At 65.6% G+C, this 18,353-nt stretch carries 17 protein-coding genes; 7 read left to right on the forward strand and 10 right to left on the reverse strand.

Translation table 11 applies throughout. The annotated features are described in order from the left end of the window. Positions 1-11: 11 nt before the first annotated feature. Positions 12-434 carry a 4-oxalocrotonate tautomerase family protein gene (locus NLM15_RS26330; RefSeq protein ID WP_254120333.1) on the reverse strand — a complete coding sequence of 141 codons (423 nt, stop codon included), beginning with the start codon at positions 432-434 and terminating at the stop codon, positions 12-14. Between the two features lie 113 nt (positions 435-547). Between NLM15_RS26330 and NLM15_RS26335 the strand changes: the two genes are divergently transcribed. Next, positions 548-1,402 (forward strand): LysR family transcriptional regulator, encoded by an 855-nt coding sequence (locus tag NLM15_RS26335; protein WP_254120334.1) that lies wholly within the window; start codon positions 548-550, stop codon positions 1,400-1,402. Positions 1,403-1,421: 19 nt separating this feature from the next. Here the strand turns inward: NLM15_RS26335 and NLM15_RS26340 are convergent, their stop codons facing one another. From NLM15_RS26340 to NLM15_RS26355, 4 genes are read right to left on the reverse strand one after another with little or no spacing between them, the layout of a single operon-like run. Further along, the gene (locus NLM15_RS26340; protein WP_254120335.1) at positions 1,422-1,835 is read right to left on the reverse strand and encodes a hypothetical protein; all 414 of its coding nucleotides are present in this window, start codon (positions 1,833-1,835) and stop codon (positions 1,422-1,424) included. 9 nt (positions 1,836-1,844) lie between these two features. Continuing rightward, positions 1,845-3,281 (reverse strand): TIGR01777 family oxidoreductase, encoded by a 1,437-nt coding sequence (locus NLM15_RS26345; RefSeq protein WP_254120336.1) that lies wholly within the window; start codon positions 3,279-3,281, stop codon positions 1,845-1,847. Further along, positions 3,278-3,943: a DUF4166 domain-containing protein gene (locus NLM15_RS26350; protein ID WP_254120337.1), complete on the reverse strand. Its 666-nt coding sequence runs from the start codon at positions 3,941-3,943 to the stop codon at positions 3,278-3,280. Before NLM15_RS26350 ends, NLM15_RS26345 begins: the two co-directional genes overlap by 4 nt. Positions 3,944-3,959: 16 nt before the next feature. Beyond that, positions 3,960-4,517, reverse strand: a complete 558-nt coding sequence (locus NLM15_RS26355) for a GbsR/MarR family transcriptional regulator (RefSeq protein WP_212486519.1) — start codon at positions 4,515-4,517, stop codon at positions 3,960-3,962. A gap of 151 nt (positions 4,518-4,668) precedes the next feature. On the opposite strand from NLM15_RS26355, the gene NLM15_RS26360 reads away from it, so the two are divergent. Further along, positions 4,669-6,189 carry a PAS domain-containing sensor histidine kinase gene (locus NLM15_RS26360; RefSeq protein ID WP_254120338.1) on the forward strand — a complete coding sequence of 507 codons (1,521 nt, stop codon included), beginning with the start codon at positions 4,669-4,671 and terminating at the stop codon, positions 6,187-6,189. A 51-nt stretch (positions 6,190-6,240) separates the two neighbouring features. On the opposite strand, the gene NLM15_RS26365 is transcribed toward NLM15_RS26360, so the two are convergent. The 4 genes from NLM15_RS26365 to NLM15_RS26380 form a co-directional block, all read right to left on the reverse strand. Further along, entirely contained in the window at positions 6,241-6,540 is a 300-nt protein-coding gene (locus NLM15_RS26365; RefSeq protein ID WP_254120339.1) for an acylphosphatase, read from the reverse strand. After that, on the reverse strand, positions 6,537-7,403 hold the full coding sequence (locus NLM15_RS26370) for an oxaloacetate decarboxylase (protein WP_254120340.1): 867 nt from the start codon (positions 7,401-7,403) through the stop codon (positions 6,537-6,539). The genes NLM15_RS26365 and NLM15_RS26370 overlap by 4 nt, the downstream gene beginning before the upstream one ends. A 147-nt stretch (positions 7,404-7,550) precedes the next feature. Further along, positions 7,551-9,566 carry an acetyl/propionyl/methylcrotonyl-CoA carboxylase subunit alpha gene (locus NLM15_RS26375; RefSeq protein ID WP_254120341.1) on the reverse strand — a complete coding sequence of 672 codons (2,016 nt, stop codon included), beginning with the start codon at positions 9,564-9,566 and terminating at the stop codon, positions 7,551-7,553. A gap of 178 nt (positions 9,567-9,744) precedes the next feature. After that, positions 9,745-10,815: a putative zinc-binding metallopeptidase gene (locus NLM15_RS26380; RefSeq protein WP_254120342.1), complete on the reverse strand. Its 1,071-nt coding sequence runs from the start codon at positions 10,813-10,815 to the stop codon at positions 9,745-9,747. A gap of 211 nt (positions 10,816-11,026) precedes the next feature. Here NLM15_RS26380 and NLM15_RS26385 point away from each other — a divergent pair, with 211 nt between their 5' ends. The 5 genes from NLM15_RS26385 (at position 11,027) to NLM15_RS26405 (ending at position 16,907) form a co-directional block, all read left to right on the forward strand. Beyond that, positions 11,027-13,504 carry a PAS domain-containing sensor histidine kinase gene (locus tag NLM15_RS26385; protein ID WP_254120343.1) on the forward strand — a complete coding sequence of 826 codons (2,478 nt, stop codon included), beginning with the start codon at positions 11,027-11,029 and terminating at the stop codon, positions 13,502-13,504. A gap of 11 nt (positions 13,505-13,515) precedes the next feature. Continuing rightward, positions 13,516-13,956 (forward strand): EamA family transporter, encoded by a 441-nt coding sequence (locus NLM15_RS26390; protein WP_254120344.1) that lies wholly within the window; start codon positions 13,516-13,518, stop codon positions 13,954-13,956. Positions 13,957-14,013: 57 nt separating this feature from the next. After that, positions 14,014-15,333 carry an MFS transporter gene (locus tag NLM15_RS26395; RefSeq protein ID WP_254120345.1) on the forward strand — a complete coding sequence of 440 codons (1,320 nt, stop codon included), beginning with the start codon at positions 14,014-14,016 and terminating at the stop codon, positions 15,331-15,333. After that, positions 15,323-16,573: an arsenic transporter gene (locus NLM15_RS26400; RefSeq protein ID WP_254120346.1), complete on the forward strand. Its 1,251-nt coding sequence runs from the start codon at positions 15,323-15,325 to the stop codon at positions 16,571-16,573. The genes NLM15_RS26395 and NLM15_RS26400 overlap by 11 nt, the downstream gene beginning before the upstream one ends. A gap of 97 nt (positions 16,574-16,670) precedes the next feature. After that, positions 16,671-16,907 (forward strand): hypothetical protein, encoded by a 237-nt coding sequence (locus NLM15_RS26405; RefSeq protein ID WP_254120347.1) that lies wholly within the window; start codon positions 16,671-16,673, stop codon positions 16,905-16,907. Between the two features lie 70 nt (positions 16,908-16,977). Here NLM15_RS26405 and NLM15_RS26410 read toward each other — a convergent pair whose 3' ends face one another. Further along, a complete protein-coding gene (locus NLM15_RS26410; protein ID WP_254120348.1) occupies positions 16,978-18,342 on the reverse strand; it encodes an MFS transporter in 1,365 nt (454 codons plus the stop codon). Positions 18,343-18,353 lie beyond the last annotated feature (11 nt).

Here is an 18,353-nt window from a genome sequence, read left to right on the forward strand (position 1 = left end):
GGCTTGCCATCTCACGCCGCCTTCAGCGACACCTCGAGCTTGCCGGCGATGTAGCGCCGCTCCTGGGTCAGGCCGCCAAAGCCGTAGGCGTCGCCCTTGACCTCGTCGACATGCAGGTAGGTCTCCGGATGCAGCGGGCCCAGGATCTCGGCCATGCGCTTGAACATCGCGGCGAGATAGGCGGCCTTCTCGTCCTTGGTGTTGGTGCCTTCGCTGACGTGGATGTCGATCCAGTAGCTGGCGAGCTTCTGCTCGGCGAGCGACTTGCCGCCGGCGAACCAGTCATCGGCGTCCACGGACTTGACGATGATGGCGGTCACCTTGGGATCCTTGTGCAGGATTTTTGCAGTGAGCTCGGACACGGCGCTCGCAATGTCGGCCTTCAGCGACGACGACTGGCGGGACGAGGTGTAGGACACGGTGATCAGGGGCATGGTGGTTCTCCTCAAGATGCTGCGCAGGTCTTGCACGGCGTTGGTGAGAAACTAGACCTCCCCTCGTCATTTTGGTATCTTATCTCTATTGATACCAGTGATAAGCATGCGTAATGACACCAATCCTCGACATCGCCACCGTCCAGGCCTTCCTGCTGGTCGCCGACCTTCAGAGCTTTACCCGCGCCGCCGAAGCGCTCGGCACGACGCAGGCGGCGGTCAGCCTAAAGCTACAGCGGCTGGAGACATTGCTCGGCAAGCGCCTCGTCGAGCGCTCGCCACGCGCGGTCCGGCTCACCGCCGAAGGCGCCAGCTTCCTCGATCGCGCCCGCGCGCTGATGACGGCGCATGACCGCGCGCTGTCAGGTGAGGCACCAGCCGCGCAGTCGCTCTCGCTTGGGATCTCCGATCATGCCGCGGGCCCTGAACTGGTGCCGCTGCTCGAACGCCTGCACGCGATGTCGTCGAACCTGACGCTCGCCGTCACCATCGGCTTCTCGCGCGAGATGCAGGATGCCTATGACGCGGGCGAGCTCGATGCGGTGATCGTCCGTCAGGAAGGCAGCCGCCGCGGCGGCGAGAAGCTGACCGAGGACGAGTTCGGCTGGTTCGCATCGCGACGCTTCACGCTGCCGAAAGGTGAAGCGCTGCCGCTCGCGACGCTCGCTCCGCCCTGCGGTGTCCGCGCCGTCGCCGTGCGCGCGCTCGACAAGGCGGGCACCGCCTGGCGCGAGCGCTTTGTCGGCGGTGGCGTGACCGCGGTGGTCGCAGCCGCCCTTGCAGGCCTGGCTGTGGCGCCACTGGCGCGGCGGATTGCTCCGGCAGGACTTATCGACGTCGGACCCGCGCACAAGCTGCCAAAACTCGGCAGCTCGAAGGTGATGCTGCATTCGAAGGTCAGCGATCCCGCAAAACTCGCGGCGCTGCGGGCGGTCGCGGCGACGTTCCGGAGCGTGGCGACGGCTTAGCGCTCAGCCCCCGTGGTCTCTAATCTTCTCCCGCGTACCTGCCCGCCACGCACCAGTAAACGAGCCCCGCCGGACCACCGGCGAGAACAAAGGCCGCGCCGAGCAAACCGATGTCCTTGAAAAGCAACGCGCAGAACGACGCACCGACCACGACGCCGGAGCCTGCATAGAACACCATGGCGCGGGTGCGCAGACGTTCGCCAAGCCAGATCAAGATAGCTGCCGGAACGCTTGTGAGGGCACAGGTCACGAAGAATGTCAGCGGCACGACGACAACCGCCATCGCGAATGTGTCATCTACGACCTGCTTCGGGTTACGCTCAGGCGCGATCAGAGCCAGGACGACAAATATCATCGTGTCCAGCACGGCCGTCGCAGTCAAGCATCCGCGAAACCAGCCGTCGAACGCACGAAGACGAGCAGCGCAGGACATAACATCACCTCATAAAATCGCCTCGAACGCACTGCGCAGCGTCTCGTGCCGAAACACAAAACCGCGGCTCAGCGCCTTGTTCGGCAGCACGCGCTGACCGCCGAGCAGGAGTTCGTCGGCAAAGCCGCCGCCGATCCGGCGCAACAGGCCACCGGGGATGCGAAACACTGCGGGCCGGTGCAGACGGCGGCCGAGTTCCTCGGTGAATTTTGCGTTGGTGACGGGGATCGGCGCGGTGGCGTTGACGGGGCCGGCGAGATCGGGCGTCGCCATCACATAGGCGATCAGCCTGATGAGATCGTCGCGCTCGATCCAGGACATCCACTGCCGCCCGGTGCCGATGGGGCCGCCGAGGCCGAATTCGAACGGCGTCAGCATGCGCGTAATGAAGCCGCCCTCGGTGCCGAGCACGAGGCCGATGCGCAAATTGACGACGCGGACGCCAAGCTCCTCCGCGGCCCGTGCCGCCTGCTCCCAGGCCGCGCAGAGTTCGTGGCTGAAGCAGGCATGAGACTTGGCCGATTCCGTCAGCACCTGATCGGCCCACAGGCCATACCAGCCGATCGCGGAGCCGCTGACCAGCACGTCGGGCTTGCGGTCGAGCCGCGCGATCAGCTTGACGACCTCGCCGGTCATGTCGATGCGCGAGCCGATGATCTTCGCGCGCTTCGCCTCGGTCCAGAGGCCGTTGCCGATCGGCTCGCCGGCGAGATTGACGATGGCGTCTATATGCGTGTCCGCCGCCAGTTGATCGAGGCTCGTGATCAGCGTGACCGGCGGCGGCAACATCTCGGCCTTCGCGGGATTGCGGATCAGCGCGATGACGTGGTGCCCTGCCCCGCTGAGGCTCGCAGCAAGGCGGCTACCGATGAAGCCAGTCGCGCCGGTGATTAGCACGGTCTTGCGACTGGTGAGCTTTTCGACGAGCCCGGCAGCGGGAACGCTACGCATGCGGCCGAGACGGCGCATCGCGGCAAAATCCCTGATGCCGCAGAGCGCAGCACCGACCGCGCAGGCGGTTGCGGCGATGCTGAGCAGGCCTTGATACACGACCGTCACGCCGAAGGGCTGCATCGCCCAGTCGATCAGCACCGGCAGCAGCAGCACCAGGATGGCGCCGTAGTTGATCGCAAGCAGCGTGTGATTGATCCGCTCGCTCGGCGGCAGCTTCCGACTCAAATCCTCCTCGACGAAATCCATCAGCGTGATGACGATCTCGGCGACCAGCACCGCGACGATCAAGAGCGCCAACACGCCGTAAACCTCGAGCCAGCCGAGCAGCAGGAATAGCAGCGCATAGAGCATGTTGCGGGTGCCGTGCAGCTTCAATTCGAAACGCTGCGATGGGCGCCACGCCAGGCGCTCGGTGAATTCGTGGTGATAGAAAGTGTCGAACACACCCATCACGGTCTGGATGGCGATGAGCGTCCACAGTAGCGGGGTCATGACACGGCCTCCCTGAACACGGCGGACTGGTGGATCAGCGCGCCGTAACGCGGATGAATGACGTCGAGAGTGAAGCGAAACGCACCCTCGCCGAGGTCGCGATGCGTCACCGTGAGATCGCCGGGCGTGAGCCATTGCGGCAGTGGGATCCAGAGGCGCCCGAGCTGCAGCCCGTAGCCGGCGCTGCGGAAAGTGAGCGTCTCGCCTTCGACCGCGATGCGGAGCGCCATGGACACGCCGAAGCCGACATATTCCTCCAGCCCGGTCGGACCGGCGAAGCGCTTCGCCGAGTGGATGACCTGCGGAAAGCCACGCTTGCGCGCGCAGATGCGGGTCCAGGTCTGGCCGCCGGTCGCGCCGTCCTCGGTGACGGTTACGATCATGGGCACGCCGGTGTCGCGACCCGTGGGTAGCGGCCCGCCGATCAGCCGCGCGATTTGCGCGAACCACCAGCCGATGTCGCTGAAGGCTAACTCGTCGACCACGCCGACATAGACGACGCTGTCGCCATCGGCGACGCGCTTGGAAAAGCGCCGCCAGGTCGCGAGCGGCAGCCGGCCCCAATCCTCGTCCGACAGCAGCGAACGGAAGCGGCGATCATCGAGCAGTTTGGTGTGAGTGGAGGGAGATGCGCTGGAGCCTGATAATCGAGCCGACGTCATCGTACCCTCCTCAGAACTATTTGGCCTTGCCCAGCGGCAGCAGGTTGGCGATCTTCTCGCCAAGCCGCATCAGGGCGACGAGCCGCGGCCGCGGCACCTTCAGCATCTGCATGAACCAATGGTCGGCGAGCTCGGTGAAGGCGAGCATCTCCTTCAGCCGTTTGCTCGCGACCGGATTGATGGTCGGATCATCGGCGGCATCGGACACGCAGGCCCGGAGCGCCGTGATCGCCGGGTCGAGCTCGCGCTCCTTGCGCCGCGCCGCGATCCTCGCGGCGACCTCCCAGATGTCGGTCTCGGCCTCGTAATGATCGCGGCGGTCGCCGAGGATCGGCACCCGCCGGATCAAGTTCCAGGCGAGCAGCTCCTTCAGCGAATTGGAGACGTTGGAGCGCGCCATGCCGAGCGTGTCGGCGATGTCCTCGGCCGTCATCGGAGCCTCGGCGAGATAGAGCAGCCCGTGGATCTGGCTGACCGAGCGATTGACGCCCCACCCGTCCCCCATGTCGCCCCAATGCAGGATGAAGCGCTCGACGGCGGCAGGCAATTTCTTCTTTCCTGTTATTTCTGTCATAACAGAAATATCTGATGAATGCGACTGACTGTCAAGAGCGCCCCGCCGCTTGCGCCCTGCATACCGTCCGTCATATTTGCCTAAAAACATCCCAGAGAACGGGAACCAAACGCCCATCGGCGCGTTTGCCCCGGTTCCAGGCGGGTTGAGAATGGCGACAAAGTCCAGTCAACAGAGAGACTTGTTCGAAAGCGAGCGCAGTTTTCGGCTGTTGGTGGAAGGAGTCGCGGATTACGCACTCTACATGCTCGATCCCACCGGGATCATCACGAGCTGGAATATCGGCGGCGAGCGGATCAAGGGCTACGCGCCCGAAGAGATCCTCGGCCAGCATTTCTCGCGCTTCTACACCGAGACCGACCGCGCCAACGGCAAGCCCGCGCGTGCCCTCGGCATTGCGCGGGACCACGGCCGCTACGAGGAGGAAGGCTGGCGCGTCCGCAAGGATGGCACGTTCTTCTGGGCGAGCGTCATCATCGATCCGATCTACGAGCACGGTAGCCTGGTCGGCTTCGCCAAGATCACTCGCGACATCACCGAGCGGCGCAATTCGCAGCTCAAGCTCGAAGCGATGCAGAGGCAGCTTGCGGAGTCGCAGAAATTCGATGCGCTCGGACAGCTTACCGGCGGCGTCGCGCACGACTTCAACAACCTGTTGATGATCATCAGCGGCAGCCTTCACATCCTGAAGAAGGGCGACGACGACGAGGCCAAGCTTCAGCGCGCGATGTCAGCGATCGAGACGGCAACCAAGCGTGGCGCCGCACTGACCAGCCAGCTCCTGACCTTCGCGCGGCGGCAGAGCGTCAATCCCCAGGCGATCCGCTTCGGCGACCGCATCGAGGCGATCCGTGAAGTGCTTCAAGCCGGCGTCGGCAGCGCCGTTCATCTCGCCTTCGACATCGACCGCGAGGTCTGGTCGGTCAAGGCCGATGTCTCCGAGCTCGAGACGGGATTGCTCAATCTCGTCATCAACGCTCGCGATGCCATGCCCGACGGCGGCACGGTGACGGTCGGCGCACGCAACGTCGTCCTGGACGATCCGCTCCATAGCGGCGAGTTCGTCGCCATCACGGTCGCCGACACCGGGATTGGCATCCCCTCCGACGTCGTCGACAAGATCTTCGAGCCGTTCTTCACGACCAAACCCGTCGGAAAAGGCACTGGCCTCGGCCTGTCGCAGGTGCACGGCTTCGCGCATCAGGCGGGCGGCACGGTCAAGGTCGCAAGCGAACTCGGCAAGGGCACGACCTTCACCATCCTGCTGCCGCGCGAAACCGGGGCCCCGGCGAGCGAGCCGCCTGAGACAGTTCCCGTTCTCGGCACCGGCACAGTGCTGCTGGTCGAGGACAATCCGGACGTCGCGATCGTCAGCATCGGGCTGCTGGAGCAACTCGGCTATCGCGTGCGCCGGGTTGCCGACGCCGAGTCCGCATTGCGCGAGCTCGAGAAGAACGGCGTCGACTTCGTGTTCACCGACATCGTGATGCCCGGCAAGATGGACGGGCTCGGCCTTGCCCATCATCTGCGCCAAATCCGCCCTGGCCTGCCGATCCTGCTCGCCACCGGCTACAGCGAAGCCGCCGCCGACGTCCGCGGCGTTTTCCCGATCCTGCGCAAGCCCTACGAGATCCACGAACTGAGCGAGGCGATCTCGAAGCTGCCGCGGTGAAGCTGGCTTCTTCGCCACTCCCCGCGTGCGAGAAGAGCGAACGCAGCTCCCCTACACCGTCGGCAACACCGAAAACACATCCCCCGCCCTGCGCAGGTTCAATTCATCCTCACTGGCGGTCTCGCTCGTGACGCTGTCCACGCGCGAGGACGGCGGGCCGTGGCGGCAGAGCGCGACCATGTCGGCGACATGCTTGGGTGCGCCCGCGAACAAAGCCTCCACGCTGCCGTCGCGGCGGTTGCGAACCCAGCCTTCGAGGCCGCTCGCCGTCGCCTGATACTCGACCCAGGCCCGATAGCCGACGCCCTGAACGCGCCCGCGGATCATGACCTGGAGGATAGCCCGACTCATGTTTTCAGTCCGAGAAAGTCGGCGCCGCGCGCCTTGACGTCGGCCTCGCGCATGACGCGCTTGGTCAAGTCAGACGATGGCAGTCCTTTGAGGTTCTTCGGTGGCATGCCCTCACGCAGCGCCTTCTGCGTCTCGTAGACGGCCTGCGTTGCAGCCGCGATCGGCGCGTGGCCCTGGAGCGCGATGCGCACACGCTGGCTGGCGAGATAGTCGGTCGCGTTCAGCTCATCCGGCGCACCGCCGAGCACGATCGGCAGATGCGTAGCGGATACGATCGCCTCGAGCTCCGCGCGCGACTTGATGCCGGTGAAGAACAGCGCATCGACACCGGTCGCCTCATAGGCCCTGGCGCGGCGGATCGCATCCTCGATGGAGGTGACGGAGGCAGCTCCGGTGCGGCCCATGATAACGAGCGAGGGATCGCCGCGGCCATCGAGCGCCGCCTTCATCTTGCCGACGCCCTCTTCCAGCGAGATCAGCTGTGTCTTCGCCTCGCCAAAGGCGGCCGGCAGCAGCGTGTCCTCGATGGTGAGGCCGGCGGCGCCCGCGGTCTCCAGCTCCTGCACCGTGCGGCGCACGTTGAGCGCATTGCCATAGCCGTGATCGGCATCGACCAGCACCGGGAGCGCCGCGGCGCGCGACATCCGCCGCATCTGCTCGGCGAGCTCGGTGAGCGTGATCAGCGTAATATCGGGTTCGCCGAGCACCGCGAGCGAGGCCACCGAGCCGCCGAACATGCCGAGTGGAAAGCCGAGATCCTCGGCGATGCGGATGGAGATCGCGTCATAGACCGAGCCGGGATGAACGCAGGCCGAGCCCGTCAGGATCGATCGCAGTTTTTCGCGGCGGGAACGAAAGGCCATGGTGCCTCACTCTCAATTCCTCATCCTGAGGAGCGCGCTCTTGCGCGCGTCTCGAAGGATGAAGGCCCGACTGGTGGCCTCGCCCTTCGAGACGCCGCGCAGGCGCGGCTCCTCAGGGTGAGGGTCGACTGTTGTGCCCTGGAGCGCTTACGCAAACTCCAGAATCAGCGCGTCTACCGCGAGCGTCGCGCCCGCGCTGGCGTGGACCTTCTTCACGGTGCCGTCCTGCTCGGCGCGCAGTACGTTCTGCATCTTCATGGCTTCGACCACCGCCAGCGTCTCGCCGGCCTTGACCTCCTGCCCTTCGGTCACCGCGATCGAGACCACGAGGCCGGGCATCGGACAAAGCAGCTTCTTGCCGGTGTCGGAAGCCGTGGTCACCGGCATCAGCCGCGCGGAGGTCGCTTCCGTTTCGGTCCAGACATAGACCGGCACTTCTACGCCTTGATGCGCGAGACGGATGCCGTTGGCGACAGGGCGTGCCTGCACCGCGACGAAATGACCGTCGATGGTGCCCTGCCAGACCGGATCGCCCGGCTTCCACGGCGACTGCAACAGATGCGCGGTGCCGGCCTTGCCTTCGGCATCGACGAAGCGGATCGCGATCGCATCGCCCTCGCGTCCGACCTCGAGCAGGATCTCCTGGCGGTCGAGCCAGACCGCGCGGCGGCGCTCGCGCTGCACGACGCGGCCGCCCATCTGGCCCGAGATCTGCCGCTTGCGCTCGCCGAGCACGTGATCGATGGCGGCGCCGACCGCGGCGATCCGCCGCGCGACCTCGCCTTCGGGCACGCGCACCGCAAAGCCCTTGGGGAATTCCTCGGCGATGAAGCCGGTCGAGAGCCGGCCCTCGCGCCAGCGCGGATGGTGCATCAGCGCCGACAGGAACGGGATGTTGTGGCGGATACCCTCGACATAGAACGAGTCCAGCGCGGTGGCCTGCGCCTCGATCGCGGCCGCGCGCGAGGGCGCATGCGTGACGAGCTTGGCGATCATCGGATCGTAATGGATCGAGATCTCGCCGCCCTCCTGCACGCCGGTATCGTTGCGCACGGTGATGCCGTCCTGGCTCGCTTCGGCCGGCGGGCGGTACTTCACGAGGCGCCCGATCGAGGGCAGGAAATTGCGGAACGGGTCTTCGGCGTAGAGACGCGATTCCACCGCCCAGCCGGTCAGCGTGACGTCCTTCTGGCTGATCGCCAGCTTCTCGCCGGCGGCGACGCGGAGCATCTGCTCGACGAGGTCGATGCCGGTGACAAGCTCGGTGACGGGATGCTCGACCTGGAGACGCGTGTTCATCTCCAGGAAGAAGAAGCTCTTGTCCTGGCCCGCGACGAATTCGACAGTGCCGGCGGAATCGTAGTTCACCGCCTTGGCGAGTGCGACTGCCTGCTCGCCCATCTTGCGGCGGGTGGCCTCGTCGAGCAGCGGCGACGGCGCCTCCTCGATGACCTTCTGGTTGCGGCGCTGGATCGAGCATTCGCGCTCGCCGAGATAGATCACGTTGCCGTGCTTGTCGCCCAGCACCTGGATCTCGATGTGGCGGGGGTCGACGATGAACTTCTCGACGAAGACGCGGTCGTCGCCGAACGAGGCCTTGGCCTCGGCCTTGGCGAGGTTGAAGCCCTCGGCAACCTCGGCTTTCGAATGCGCGATGCGCATGCCCTTGCCGCCGCCGCCGGCGGAGGCCTTGATCATCACGGGATAGCCGATCTCGTCGGCGATCCTGACCGCGTGCTTGTCGTCCTCGATGACGCCGAGATAGCCCGGCACGGTCGAGACCTTGGCTTTAGCAGCGGCCTTCTTGGATTCGATCTTGTCGCCCATCGCCGCGATCGCGCCCGGGTTCGGGCCGATGAAGACGATGCCGGCGGCCTCCAGCGCGCGCGGAAACGCCTCGCGCTCGGACAGGAAGCCGTAGCCGGGATGCACGGCCTCGGCGCCGGTCTTGCGGCAAGCCTCCACGATCTTCTCGATCACCAGATAGCTCTCGGCGGCTGCCGGCGGGCCGATCAGCACGGCCTCGTCGGCCATCTCGACATGGAGGGCATCGCGGTCGGCCTCGGAATAGACCGCAACCGTCTGAATTCCCATGCGGCGAGCGGTCTTGATGACCCGGCAGGCGATTTCGCCGCGATTGGCGATCAGAATGCGTTTGAACATGCTTTTCTTGAGTCTCGACCTTGGGCGGGACCCTTCCCCTGGCCGTTGGGGCCTGCGGGGACGGGCCGTGTGGCCCCCGTGGTACATCAAAATGGGCCGGAGGCAACGGTCTAAATCCGCGTCCTCTGGCGTACCAGCGCAAGACCGAAACCGGCCTGGTGAGAGCCCTTGAGCGGACCTACGGCTTCGCGGCCCGGGCCACGTCCCGGACCAGGCCGTGAATGAAGCCCAGCTTGCCGACCACCGCCGGAGACAGGATGAACGGATAGAGGTCGCGCAGCCCCATGGCGCGGTTGACGCTGTTCATGGCGAAGGTGAAGGGCAGCCATGCGTTGACGAGCGCCTCGACGTTCCTCGTCTCATAGGGGTTGAAACGGATGCGCGCCGTCAATTCCCCGTCGCGGTCGACCTTGGGGCGCACCTCCATGCCGAACTCGGAGGCCATCTCCAGGGTATCGACGATGTGGAGGTAGTGCGCCCAGGTCTCGGCGAAGTCTTCCCAGGGATGCGTGGTCGCGTAGGCCGAGACGTAGTTCTGCTGCCAGTCCGGCGGCGCGCCTTCGGCATAATGGAGCTGCAAGGCCTGGCCGTAATCGGCGGAATCATCGCCGAACACCGCGCGGCATTCCTCCAGCCTGTCGCCGTCGCGCACCAGCACATCCCAGAAATAGTGGCCGACCTCGTGGCGGAAATGCCCGAGCAGCGTGCGGTAGGGCTCGCCCATCTCGAGCCTGCGCCGCTCGCGTTCGATGTCGTCGGTCTCGGTCAGCGCGATCGTGATCAGGCCGTTGTCGTGGCCGGTCATGATCCTCTGCCCGCTGTTCGGATCGTCGGCGAGGAAATTGAAGATCAGCCCATGTTCAGGATTGTCCTGCCGCGTCTGGAGCGGCAGCTTCCAGCGGATCAGGGAATAGAACAGCCGGTGTTTCGCCACCTCCAGCTCGCGCCAGCCGGCGAGCTGAACCGGATCGGACAGATCAGGCACGATGCCGTTGTGGCGGCAGGCACGGCAATAGCCGGTGGTATCGCCCGCATCGGTCAGCCAGTTGCAGGCATCGTACTCGGCGTTGCGGCAGAGCATCCGACCCTTGCCCTTGTCGGCAAGCGTGGCCCAGGCCTCGCCATCGGGCTCGATCGCCGACATCGTCTCCTTCTCCGGCAGGAAGGCGACCCGGTGGCCGCAGCGTTCGCAGGCGCGGTTCTCGAAATAGAGGACGTTGCCGCAGTCCTGGCAGACAAAGAGCTTCAAGATTTAGCCTCTTCGGGAAGGGAGTTTTATGAATAAGAGTTGTGGCGCCTCGCAGATACGCGCGCGGAGGGCTCATCGTTCCAATATTCGGAACAAATAGCCAGACCCGGCGTTCGTTCACATCCACACCGGATCGGTGGCGCGTTTCCATCCTTATCCCCTTTTGAGCAATGGCTATCACGCTTTGTCTGTGTGAATATCGGCCCGGCACGTGCGCTCTCGCATCACAACGGCCGACACCTTGAACGATCCTCTGCCCGAGACCACCGCCGCCGAAAGGCTGCGCCAGCACCTCGAAGACATCGCGCGCGAGCGCGACGAGGCCTACCGCGCGCTCCAGGAGCGCGAGGCGGAGCTGGCGCGCATCCAGCGCATCGGCAAGGTCGGCGGCCTCGAGGTCGACTTCCGCCAGGGCTTCAAGAACCGCCGCTCGCCGGAATATCTGATGATCCACGGGCTGCCGGCGGAAGCCGCCGACGAGACGCACGAGGACTGGGTCAACCGCATCCATCCCGAGGACCGCGACGCCGCGGTCAAGCATTTCTTCGATGCGCTGGCCGGCACGAGCGAAGACTATACAGCCGAGTACCGCATTATCCGCCCCAGCGACGGCGAGACCCGCTGGATCCGCGTCGTCGCCAAGCTCGAACGCGACACCGACGGCCGCGCCATCCGCCTCGTGGGCGCCCATATCGACGTCACGGCCCAGGCGCTCGCGCGCGAGACCCTGCGCGAGAGCGAGGAGCGCTTCCGGCTGATCGCCGACAGCGCGCCAGTGCCGATCTGGGTCACAAAACTCGACCGCACGCGTTCCTTCGCCAACCAGGCCTATGTCGACTTCGTCGGCCTGCCCTACGACCAGGCCATCGCCTTCGACTGGCGCAAGGTGCTGCATCCCGACGACCTGCCGCATGTGCTCCAGCAATCGGTCCAGGGCGAGGCGTCGCTGAAACCGTTCGTTCTGGAGGCGCGCTACAAGGACGCATCCGGCCAATGGCGCTGGCTGCGCTCGGAATCGCAACCGCGCTGGGACCCGACCGGCAAGCATATCGGCTTCATAGGCGTCGCCCACGACATCACCGTCGCCAAGCAGGCCGAGATCGAGCTGCGGCAACTCAACGAGACGCTGGAAGAGCGCATCGTGGAGCGCACCGCCCAGCTCGAATCCAACGAGGCCCGGCTGCGCGCCATCCTGGAGACCAGCAACCAGTATCAGGGTCTGGTCAACCTCGAGGGCGAATTGCTTTATGCCAACAAGACCGCGCTCGACGGCATCAAGGCCAGCTCTGCGGACGTGATCGGCAAGCCATTCTGGGACACGCCCTGGTTCACCGGCACCCACGGCATGAGCGCCACCGTGCGCGAGGCCTTCGACACCGTGCTCAGAGGCGAAGCGGTGCGGCTGGAGATGCGCCTGCGCCTGCCCATCGGCGAGCGCGATTTCGACTTCGGCATGCGTCCCGTGCTCGACCGCCACGGTAACATCACCGGCGCGGTACCCGAGGCCGTTGACATCACCGAGCGCCGTCGCGGCGAGGAAGCGCTGCGGCAATCGCAGAAGATGGAGGCGATCGGCCAGCTCACCGGCGGCGTCGCACATGACTTCAACAACCTGCTCACCATCATCCGCTCCGCGACCGACTTCCTGCGCCGCCGCGAGCTGCCGGAAGAACGACGCCGCCGCTATGTCGACGCCATCTCCGACACCGTGGAGCGCGCCTCCAAGCTCACCGCACAGCTTCTGGCCTTTGCACGTAGGCAGCCGCTGAAGCCGCAGATCTTCAACGTCGGCAGCCAGGTCGAGGGCGTGGCGCAACTGATCCGGCCGCTGGTCGGCGGCCGCATCGAGATCGGCGTCGAGGTGAACGATGCCGACTGCTTCACGGTGGCCGACATCGCGCAGTTCGAGAGCGCGCTGATCAACCTCGCCATCAACGCCCGCGACGCCATGGACGGTGAAGGCCGCCTCACCATCGCCGTACGCAAGGTTGCGGGCATCCCCGGCTTGCGCGCGCAGTCGGCGCGTGGCGGCGACTATGTCGCGATCTCGGTCGCGGACACCGGCAGCGGCATCGCGCCTGAGAACATCGACGCCATCTTCGAGCCGTTCTTCACCACCAAGGAAGTCGGCAAGGGTACCGGCCTCGGCCTCAGCCAGGCCTTCGGCTTCGCCAAGCAGTCCGAGGGCGACATCGCGGTGACCAGCATGCACGGCGAAGGCGCGACCTTCACCATCTACCTGCCGCAGGCGCACAGTCCTGCCGCGGAGAAGGACGCTGCGGCACTGACCAGCGAAGCCACGACCACGGGGCGCGGCTATCGCGTGCTCGTGGTCGAGGACAATGACGATGTCGGCCAGTTCTCGACCGAGCTGCTGGAAGACCTCGGCTACGTCGTCCGCCGCGTCGCCAACGCCAATGCGGCGCTCGCCATCCTCGGCGAGAACGAATTCTCCGTCGACCTCGTCTTCTCCGACGTCATCATGCCCGGGATGAACGGCGTCGAGCTCGCCGGCATCATCCGCGAGCGCTATCCGGGCCTGCCCGTCGTGCTCACCTCCGGCTACAGCAACGTCCTCGCGGAAAATGCGCATCGCGGGTTCGAGCTGATCCAGAAGCCGTATTCGGTGGAGTCGCTGTCGCGCATTTTGCGCAAGGCGATCACGGAGAAGCTGTCGGTAGCGCGCTAAAGAGAGACTCCATGAAACCCGCCCTCTTTTCCGCCTGGCAGACCTGGGCGCTCCTCTCCGCCTGCTTCGCGGCGCTGACGGCGATCTTCGCCAAGGTCGGCGTCGAGAACATCAATCCGGATCTCGCCACCTTCATCCGCACCATCGTGGTGCTGCTCGCTTTCTCGGTGCTGCTGTTCTTCACCGGCCAATTCGCCGTCCCGTCGGCGGTCTCGCCGAAGACATGGACGTTCCTGGTGCTGTCGGGGCTTGCGACCGGCGCATCATGGCTCTGTTACTTTCGCGCATTGAAGCTCGGCCCCGCCACGCTGGTTGCGCCGATCGACAAGCTCAGCGTCGTGCTGGTCGCTCTCTTCGCCTTCGCCTTTCTCGGCGAGCGGCCGACCGCGCAAGGCTGGCTTGGCATCGCCATGATCGGCGCCGGCGCGGTGCTGCTCGCCGTAAAATTCTAGGACGGAACAAAGGCTGCGTGAGATCGGTTTCTGTTCCCAGCCATGATCGGGAGAGCGATGTCGAGCGAAAATCCCGATCAGGCAAGGTGTGCCGGCCGCGCGCTGGATGCGGCGAATTTCTTCCTCGCCGACGTCCGCGACGGGCTCGGCCCCTATCTCGCCGTCTATCTCCTCACCGAGCAGCACTGGGACGAGGCGCGCATCGGCCTCGTGATGTCGATCGCGACCATTGCCGGCATCGTGGCGCAGACGCCGGCCGGCGCGCTGGTCGACGCGACCCGGGCGAAGCGGCTGGTGATGGTCATCGCCGCCATCATGGTGACGCTGGCTTCGCTGTCGCTGCCGTTATTCCCAGGCTTCCTGCCGGTCGCGATCTCGCAAGGGATCGCGCAGGCCGCCGCCGTGGTCTTTCCACCGGCGATCGCCGCCGTGTCACTCGGCATCTTCGGCCATGCCGCGTTCACCCGGCGGATCGGCCGCAACGAGACTTTCAATCACGCCGGCAACGCGGTCGCGGCGGCTCTCGCCGGCCTCTCGGCCTACTGGTTCGGCCCCACCGTCGTGTTCTACCTTCTCGGCGCCATGGCGATTGCGAGCCTCGTCAGCATCCTCGCGATCCCCGCCCGCGCCATCGACCATGACCTCGCCCGCGGCCTGCACGAGGCCGATGCGGGCCTTCAGCGCGAGCAGCCCTCGGGTCTCGCGGTGCTGTTGACCTGCCGCCCGCTGCTCGTCTTCGCGATCTGCGTCCTGCTCTTCCATCTTTCCAACGCTGCCATGCTGCCGCTGGTCGGACAAAAGCTCGCGCTCCAGGACAGGAACATGGGCACCAGCCTGATGTCGGCCTGCATCGTCGCAGCGCAAATCGTGATGGTGCCGTTCGCCATGCTGGTCGGGGCCAGGGCCGACCGCTGGGGGCACAAGCGCTTCTTCCTCGCTGCGCTGTTGATCCTGCCGCTTCGGGGGGCGCTCTATACGCTCTCCGACAATCCGTTCTGGCTGGTCGGGGTGCAGCTGCTCGACGGCGTCGGCGCCGGCATCTTTGGTGCGATCTTCCCCGTCATCGTCGCCGACCTCATGCGCAACACCGGCCGCTTCAACGTGGCGCAAGGCGCCGTCATCACCGCGCAGAGCATTGGCGCCGCGCTGTCGACGACACTGGCCGGCCTCGTCGTGGTCGGCGCCGGCTATAGCGCAGCGTTCATGACACTCGGCGCCGTGGCCGCGATCGGCGCCGTCGTCTGCATCGTCGCTTTGCCCGAGACGCGGCAAGGCGACGATGGCGATCCGCGCCCTCGGGGGAAGACAGCGGCGCCGGCTTCCGCTATCGCTGCCGAACAAACCCGTTCCATTTCGAGGACTGAACGTGCCGTCTAACGCCATCTGGGCCTGGAGCATCATCGCCGCCGCGACCGGAGGCGTCATCGTCCGGCCCTTTCGCTTGCCCGAGGCGATCTGGGCCCTGGTCGGCGCCAGCGCCCTGGTGTTGCTCGGCTTCCTGCCGTGGCAGGATGCGCTCGCCGGCATCGAGAAAGGAATCGACGTCTACCTCTTCCTGATCGGCATGATGCTGATCGCCGAGCTCGCCCGGCTCGAAGGCCTGTTCGATTATCTCGCAGCGCTTGCGGTCGAATATGCGGGTGGCTCGCCGCAACGGCTGTTCCTGCTGATCTACATCGTCGGTACGATCGTCACCGTGCTGCTCTCCAACGACGCCACCGCCATCGTGCTCACGCCCGCCGTCTATGCCGCAACGCGCGCGGCCGGCGCGAAGCCGCTGCCCTATCTCTTCGTCTGTGCCTTCATCGCCAACGCCGCAAGCTTCGTGCTGCCGATCTCCAACCCGGCCAATCTCGTCGTGTTCGGCGCGCGCATGCCGCACTTGACGGAATGGCTGCGCCTGTTCGCCCTGCCCTCGGCGGCCTCGATCCTGCTGACCTATATCGTGCTGCGCCTGACCCTGCACCGCGCGCTGAAGGAGGAGACGATCGCGCGCAGCGTGCCGCATCCAGAGCTCGGCCGCGGCGGCAAGCTGACCGCGGTGGGTATCGTGGCGATCGGCGTCGTGCTGGTCACAGCCTCCGCGCTCGACAAGCAGCTGGGCCTGCCGACTTTCATCTGCGGCGTGGTGACGGCCGCCTTCGTCCTGCTGATCAGCCGGCAATCGCCGCTGCCGGTGCTGCGCGGCGTGTCCTGGAGCGTGCTGCCGCTGGTCGGCGGGCTCTTCGTGATGGTGGAAGCGCTGATCAAGACCGGCGTGATCGGCCACCTCAGTGCGCTGCTGCATCAGGCGGTCGCTCAATCCGTGACGAACGCCGCCTGGAGCGTCGGCATTGCCACCGCGATCGCCGACAACATCGCCAACAATTTGCCCGTCGGCCTCGTCGCAGGCTCGGTCGCGGCCAGCGATCACCTGCCCGCCCCCGTCGTCAGCGCCATCCTGATCGGCGTCGATCTCGGGCCCAATCTGTCGGTAACAGGCTCGCTCGCCACCATCCTGTGGCTGGTCGCGCTGCGGCGGGAGAAGATCGAGGTCGGCGCCTGGCCGTTCCTCAAGCTGGGCCTGCTGGTGACGCCACCCGCCTTGATCGGAGCGCTCGCGGCTGCGATCTGGTAATCGCGCGCAATTTGCGGCGCATCAATGTCGTCGGCAAAGCCGGACCTATCCTTCACCTTGTCGCGCGGCCCCATACGGCGCGGCACGGAGGTCCATCATGAAGATTCAGTCCAAGGCATTGCCGCAGAGCTTTTCCCTGCGCCGCTCGTTTCAGGGCTTCAAAGCCCCGGGCGAAGGGCGAGCCGAGGCATCGCACCCGCTGCTGATCTACTCGGCTGTCGTGTTGCTGGCCCTGTTCGCGATCGTGGAGATCGACCTGCACAGCGCCCAGCTTCAGGCGATCGGCCTGCTCGGCCATGGGATCGGGATCGATCCCGTCTTCCTGAGCCCCTAGCCGCTCGTGCGGCCCATCCCAAGGACGGTCCCGGTCGCGGCCAGGATGGCCGCGACCGGATCACGCATCGTCAGTCGTTCTCGTAGCCGTAGACTTCCGGCAGGATGAAGATCGCAGCGAGCAATCCGATCAGCGGGAAGATCGCGACCATGAGCGTAGCGTTCGCTTGGCCGATCGCCGCGAACACCGTCGGGAACAGGAAGATCGCTAGGAACGAGGGCAGCTTCACGAACATGTAGGCGAAGCCGCTGGCGGTGCCGCGATACTTGGGCTTGGCGACCATGGTCGGGATCGTCATGCAGTTCGACGCGTCCCAATAATGGCCCCACAACATCGCGGCGGCCGCGAACGGCAGCAGGATCTTGTTGTCGGTATAGAGCGCGAACGCCGCGACCAGCAGCGACGCCAGCACGATCGAGAAGCCCGCGATCGAAATGCCGCGGTGGCCGATCTTCGGCGTCAGCAGCGGACCGACCCAACCCGACAAGGCGGCGAAGGAGAACAGCGCCATCGTCACCAGATTGATGCCGAGCACGCTCGACACGCCGACCATCACAAAGAGTACCGGCAGATAGAACGCGAAGGTCGAAAACTCGCTGGCTTGCACGAAGCAGGCGATCCAGCCGTAGATCGTCGCACGCCAGCGGATCGGATCCTTCCTGAGATCGGCGAGGAATGCGCGGGTCGAGACCTTCGGCACTTCGACGTCCTGGTCCGGCAACATGTCGAGATTGTCGTTGAACATCTCGCGCGCGACCTGCTTGGCCTCGCGGTAACGGCCCTTCTGCACCAGCCACACCGCCGTCTCCGGCACGTCATGCCGCATGATCAGGATGATCAGCGCCGGCAACGCACCGAGGCCGAGCGTTACACGCCACAGCAGCTCGTGATTCATATCGATCAGGAGGAAGATCACGATGACGCCGATGGTGAGGACCTCGCCGACCGCGAACATGAACTGCCAGCGGTTGCCCATGACCTCGCGCTCACCCTTGGCCATGGATTCCATGATGTAGGTGTAGCCGGTCGAGATGTCCGAGCCGAGCGGAATGCCGAGCAGGAAGCGGATCACGATGAGCCAGGTGATATCAGACACGAAGGCCTGCGCCAGCGCCAGCACGATGAACAGCACCATCGTGGTCAGGAACATGACGCGGCGGCCGATCTTGTCCGAGAGCCAGCCGCCGAGAAGCGCACCGATCAGCGCGCCGCCCTGCGTGCCCGCCGCAGCAAGGCCGAGCATCAGTGCAGTGGGATTGTACTGCTCCTTGATGAAGATCAGCACGAAGGCGATGGAATAGAGGTCCCAGGCTTCGACCAGGAACGAGGCCATCATCAGCCAGCCGACCTTGTTGCCCTTGGGACTGTAGTTCGTGATGAGGTAGCGGACCGCGGCTTCACTCGCGGTCGGTTGTGGCATCGCCATCGTTGACATGTTTGGTCCTC

The organism is Bradyrhizobium sp. CCGB20 (assembly GCF_024199855.1).
Lineage (GTDB): Bacteria > Pseudomonadota > Alphaproteobacteria > Rhizobiales > Xanthobacteraceae > Bradyrhizobium.

What these genes read in the sequence shown, in the direction of transcription:
- NLM15_RS26330 (WP_254120333.1), bottom strand. Translation starts at nt 434, where the DNA reads ATGCCCCTGATCACCGTGTCCTACACCTCGTCCCGCCAGTCGTCGTCG.
- NLM15_RS26345 (WP_254120336.1), bottom strand. Translation starts at nt 3,281, where the DNA reads ATGACCCCGCTACTGTGGACGCTCATCGCCATCCAGACCGTGATGGGT.
- NLM15_RS26335 (WP_254120334.1), top strand. Translation starts at nt 548, where the DNA reads ATGACACCAATCCTCGACATCGCCACCGTCCAGGCCTTCCTGCTGGTC.
- NLM15_RS26350 (WP_254120337.1), bottom strand. Translation starts at nt 3,943, where the DNA reads ATGACGTCGGCTCGATTATCAGGCTCCAGCGCATCTCCCTCCACTCAC.
- NLM15_RS26405 (WP_254120347.1), top strand. Translation starts at nt 16,671, where the DNA reads ATGAAGATTCAGTCCAAGGCATTGCCGCAGAGCTTTTCCCTGCGCCGC.
- NLM15_RS26365 (WP_254120339.1), bottom strand. Translation starts at nt 6,540, where the DNA reads ATGAGTCGGGCTATCCTCCAGGTCATGATCCGCGGGCGCGTTCAGGGC.
- NLM15_RS26340 (WP_254120335.1), bottom strand. Translation starts at nt 1,835, where the DNA reads ATGTCCTGCGCTGCTCGTCTTCGTGCGTTCGACGGCTGGTTTCGCGGA.
- NLM15_RS26375 (WP_254120341.1), bottom strand. Translation starts at nt 9,566, where the DNA reads ATGTTCAAACGCATTCTGATCGCCAATCGCGGCGAAATCGCCTGCCGG.
- NLM15_RS26355 (WP_212486519.1), bottom strand. Translation starts at nt 4,517, where the DNA reads ATGACAGAAATAACAGGAAAGAAGAAATTGCCTGCCGCCGTCGAGCGC.
- NLM15_RS26360 (WP_254120338.1), top strand. Translation starts at nt 4,669, where the DNA reads ATGGCGACAAAGTCCAGTCAACAGAGAGACTTGTTCGAAAGCGAGCGC.
- NLM15_RS26395 (WP_254120345.1), top strand. Translation starts at nt 14,014, where the DNA reads ATGTCGAGCGAAAATCCCGATCAGGCAAGGTGTGCCGGCCGCGCGCTG.
- NLM15_RS26370 (WP_254120340.1), bottom strand. Translation starts at nt 7,403, where the DNA reads ATGGCCTTTCGTTCCCGCCGCGAAAAACTGCGATCGATCCTGACGGGC.
- NLM15_RS26390 (WP_254120344.1), top strand. Translation starts at nt 13,516, where the DNA reads ATGAAACCCGCCCTCTTTTCCGCCTGGCAGACCTGGGCGCTCCTCTCC.
- NLM15_RS26410 (WP_254120348.1), bottom strand. Translation starts at nt 18,342, where the DNA reads ATGTCAACGATGGCGATGCCACAACCGACCGCGAGTGAAGCCGCGGTC.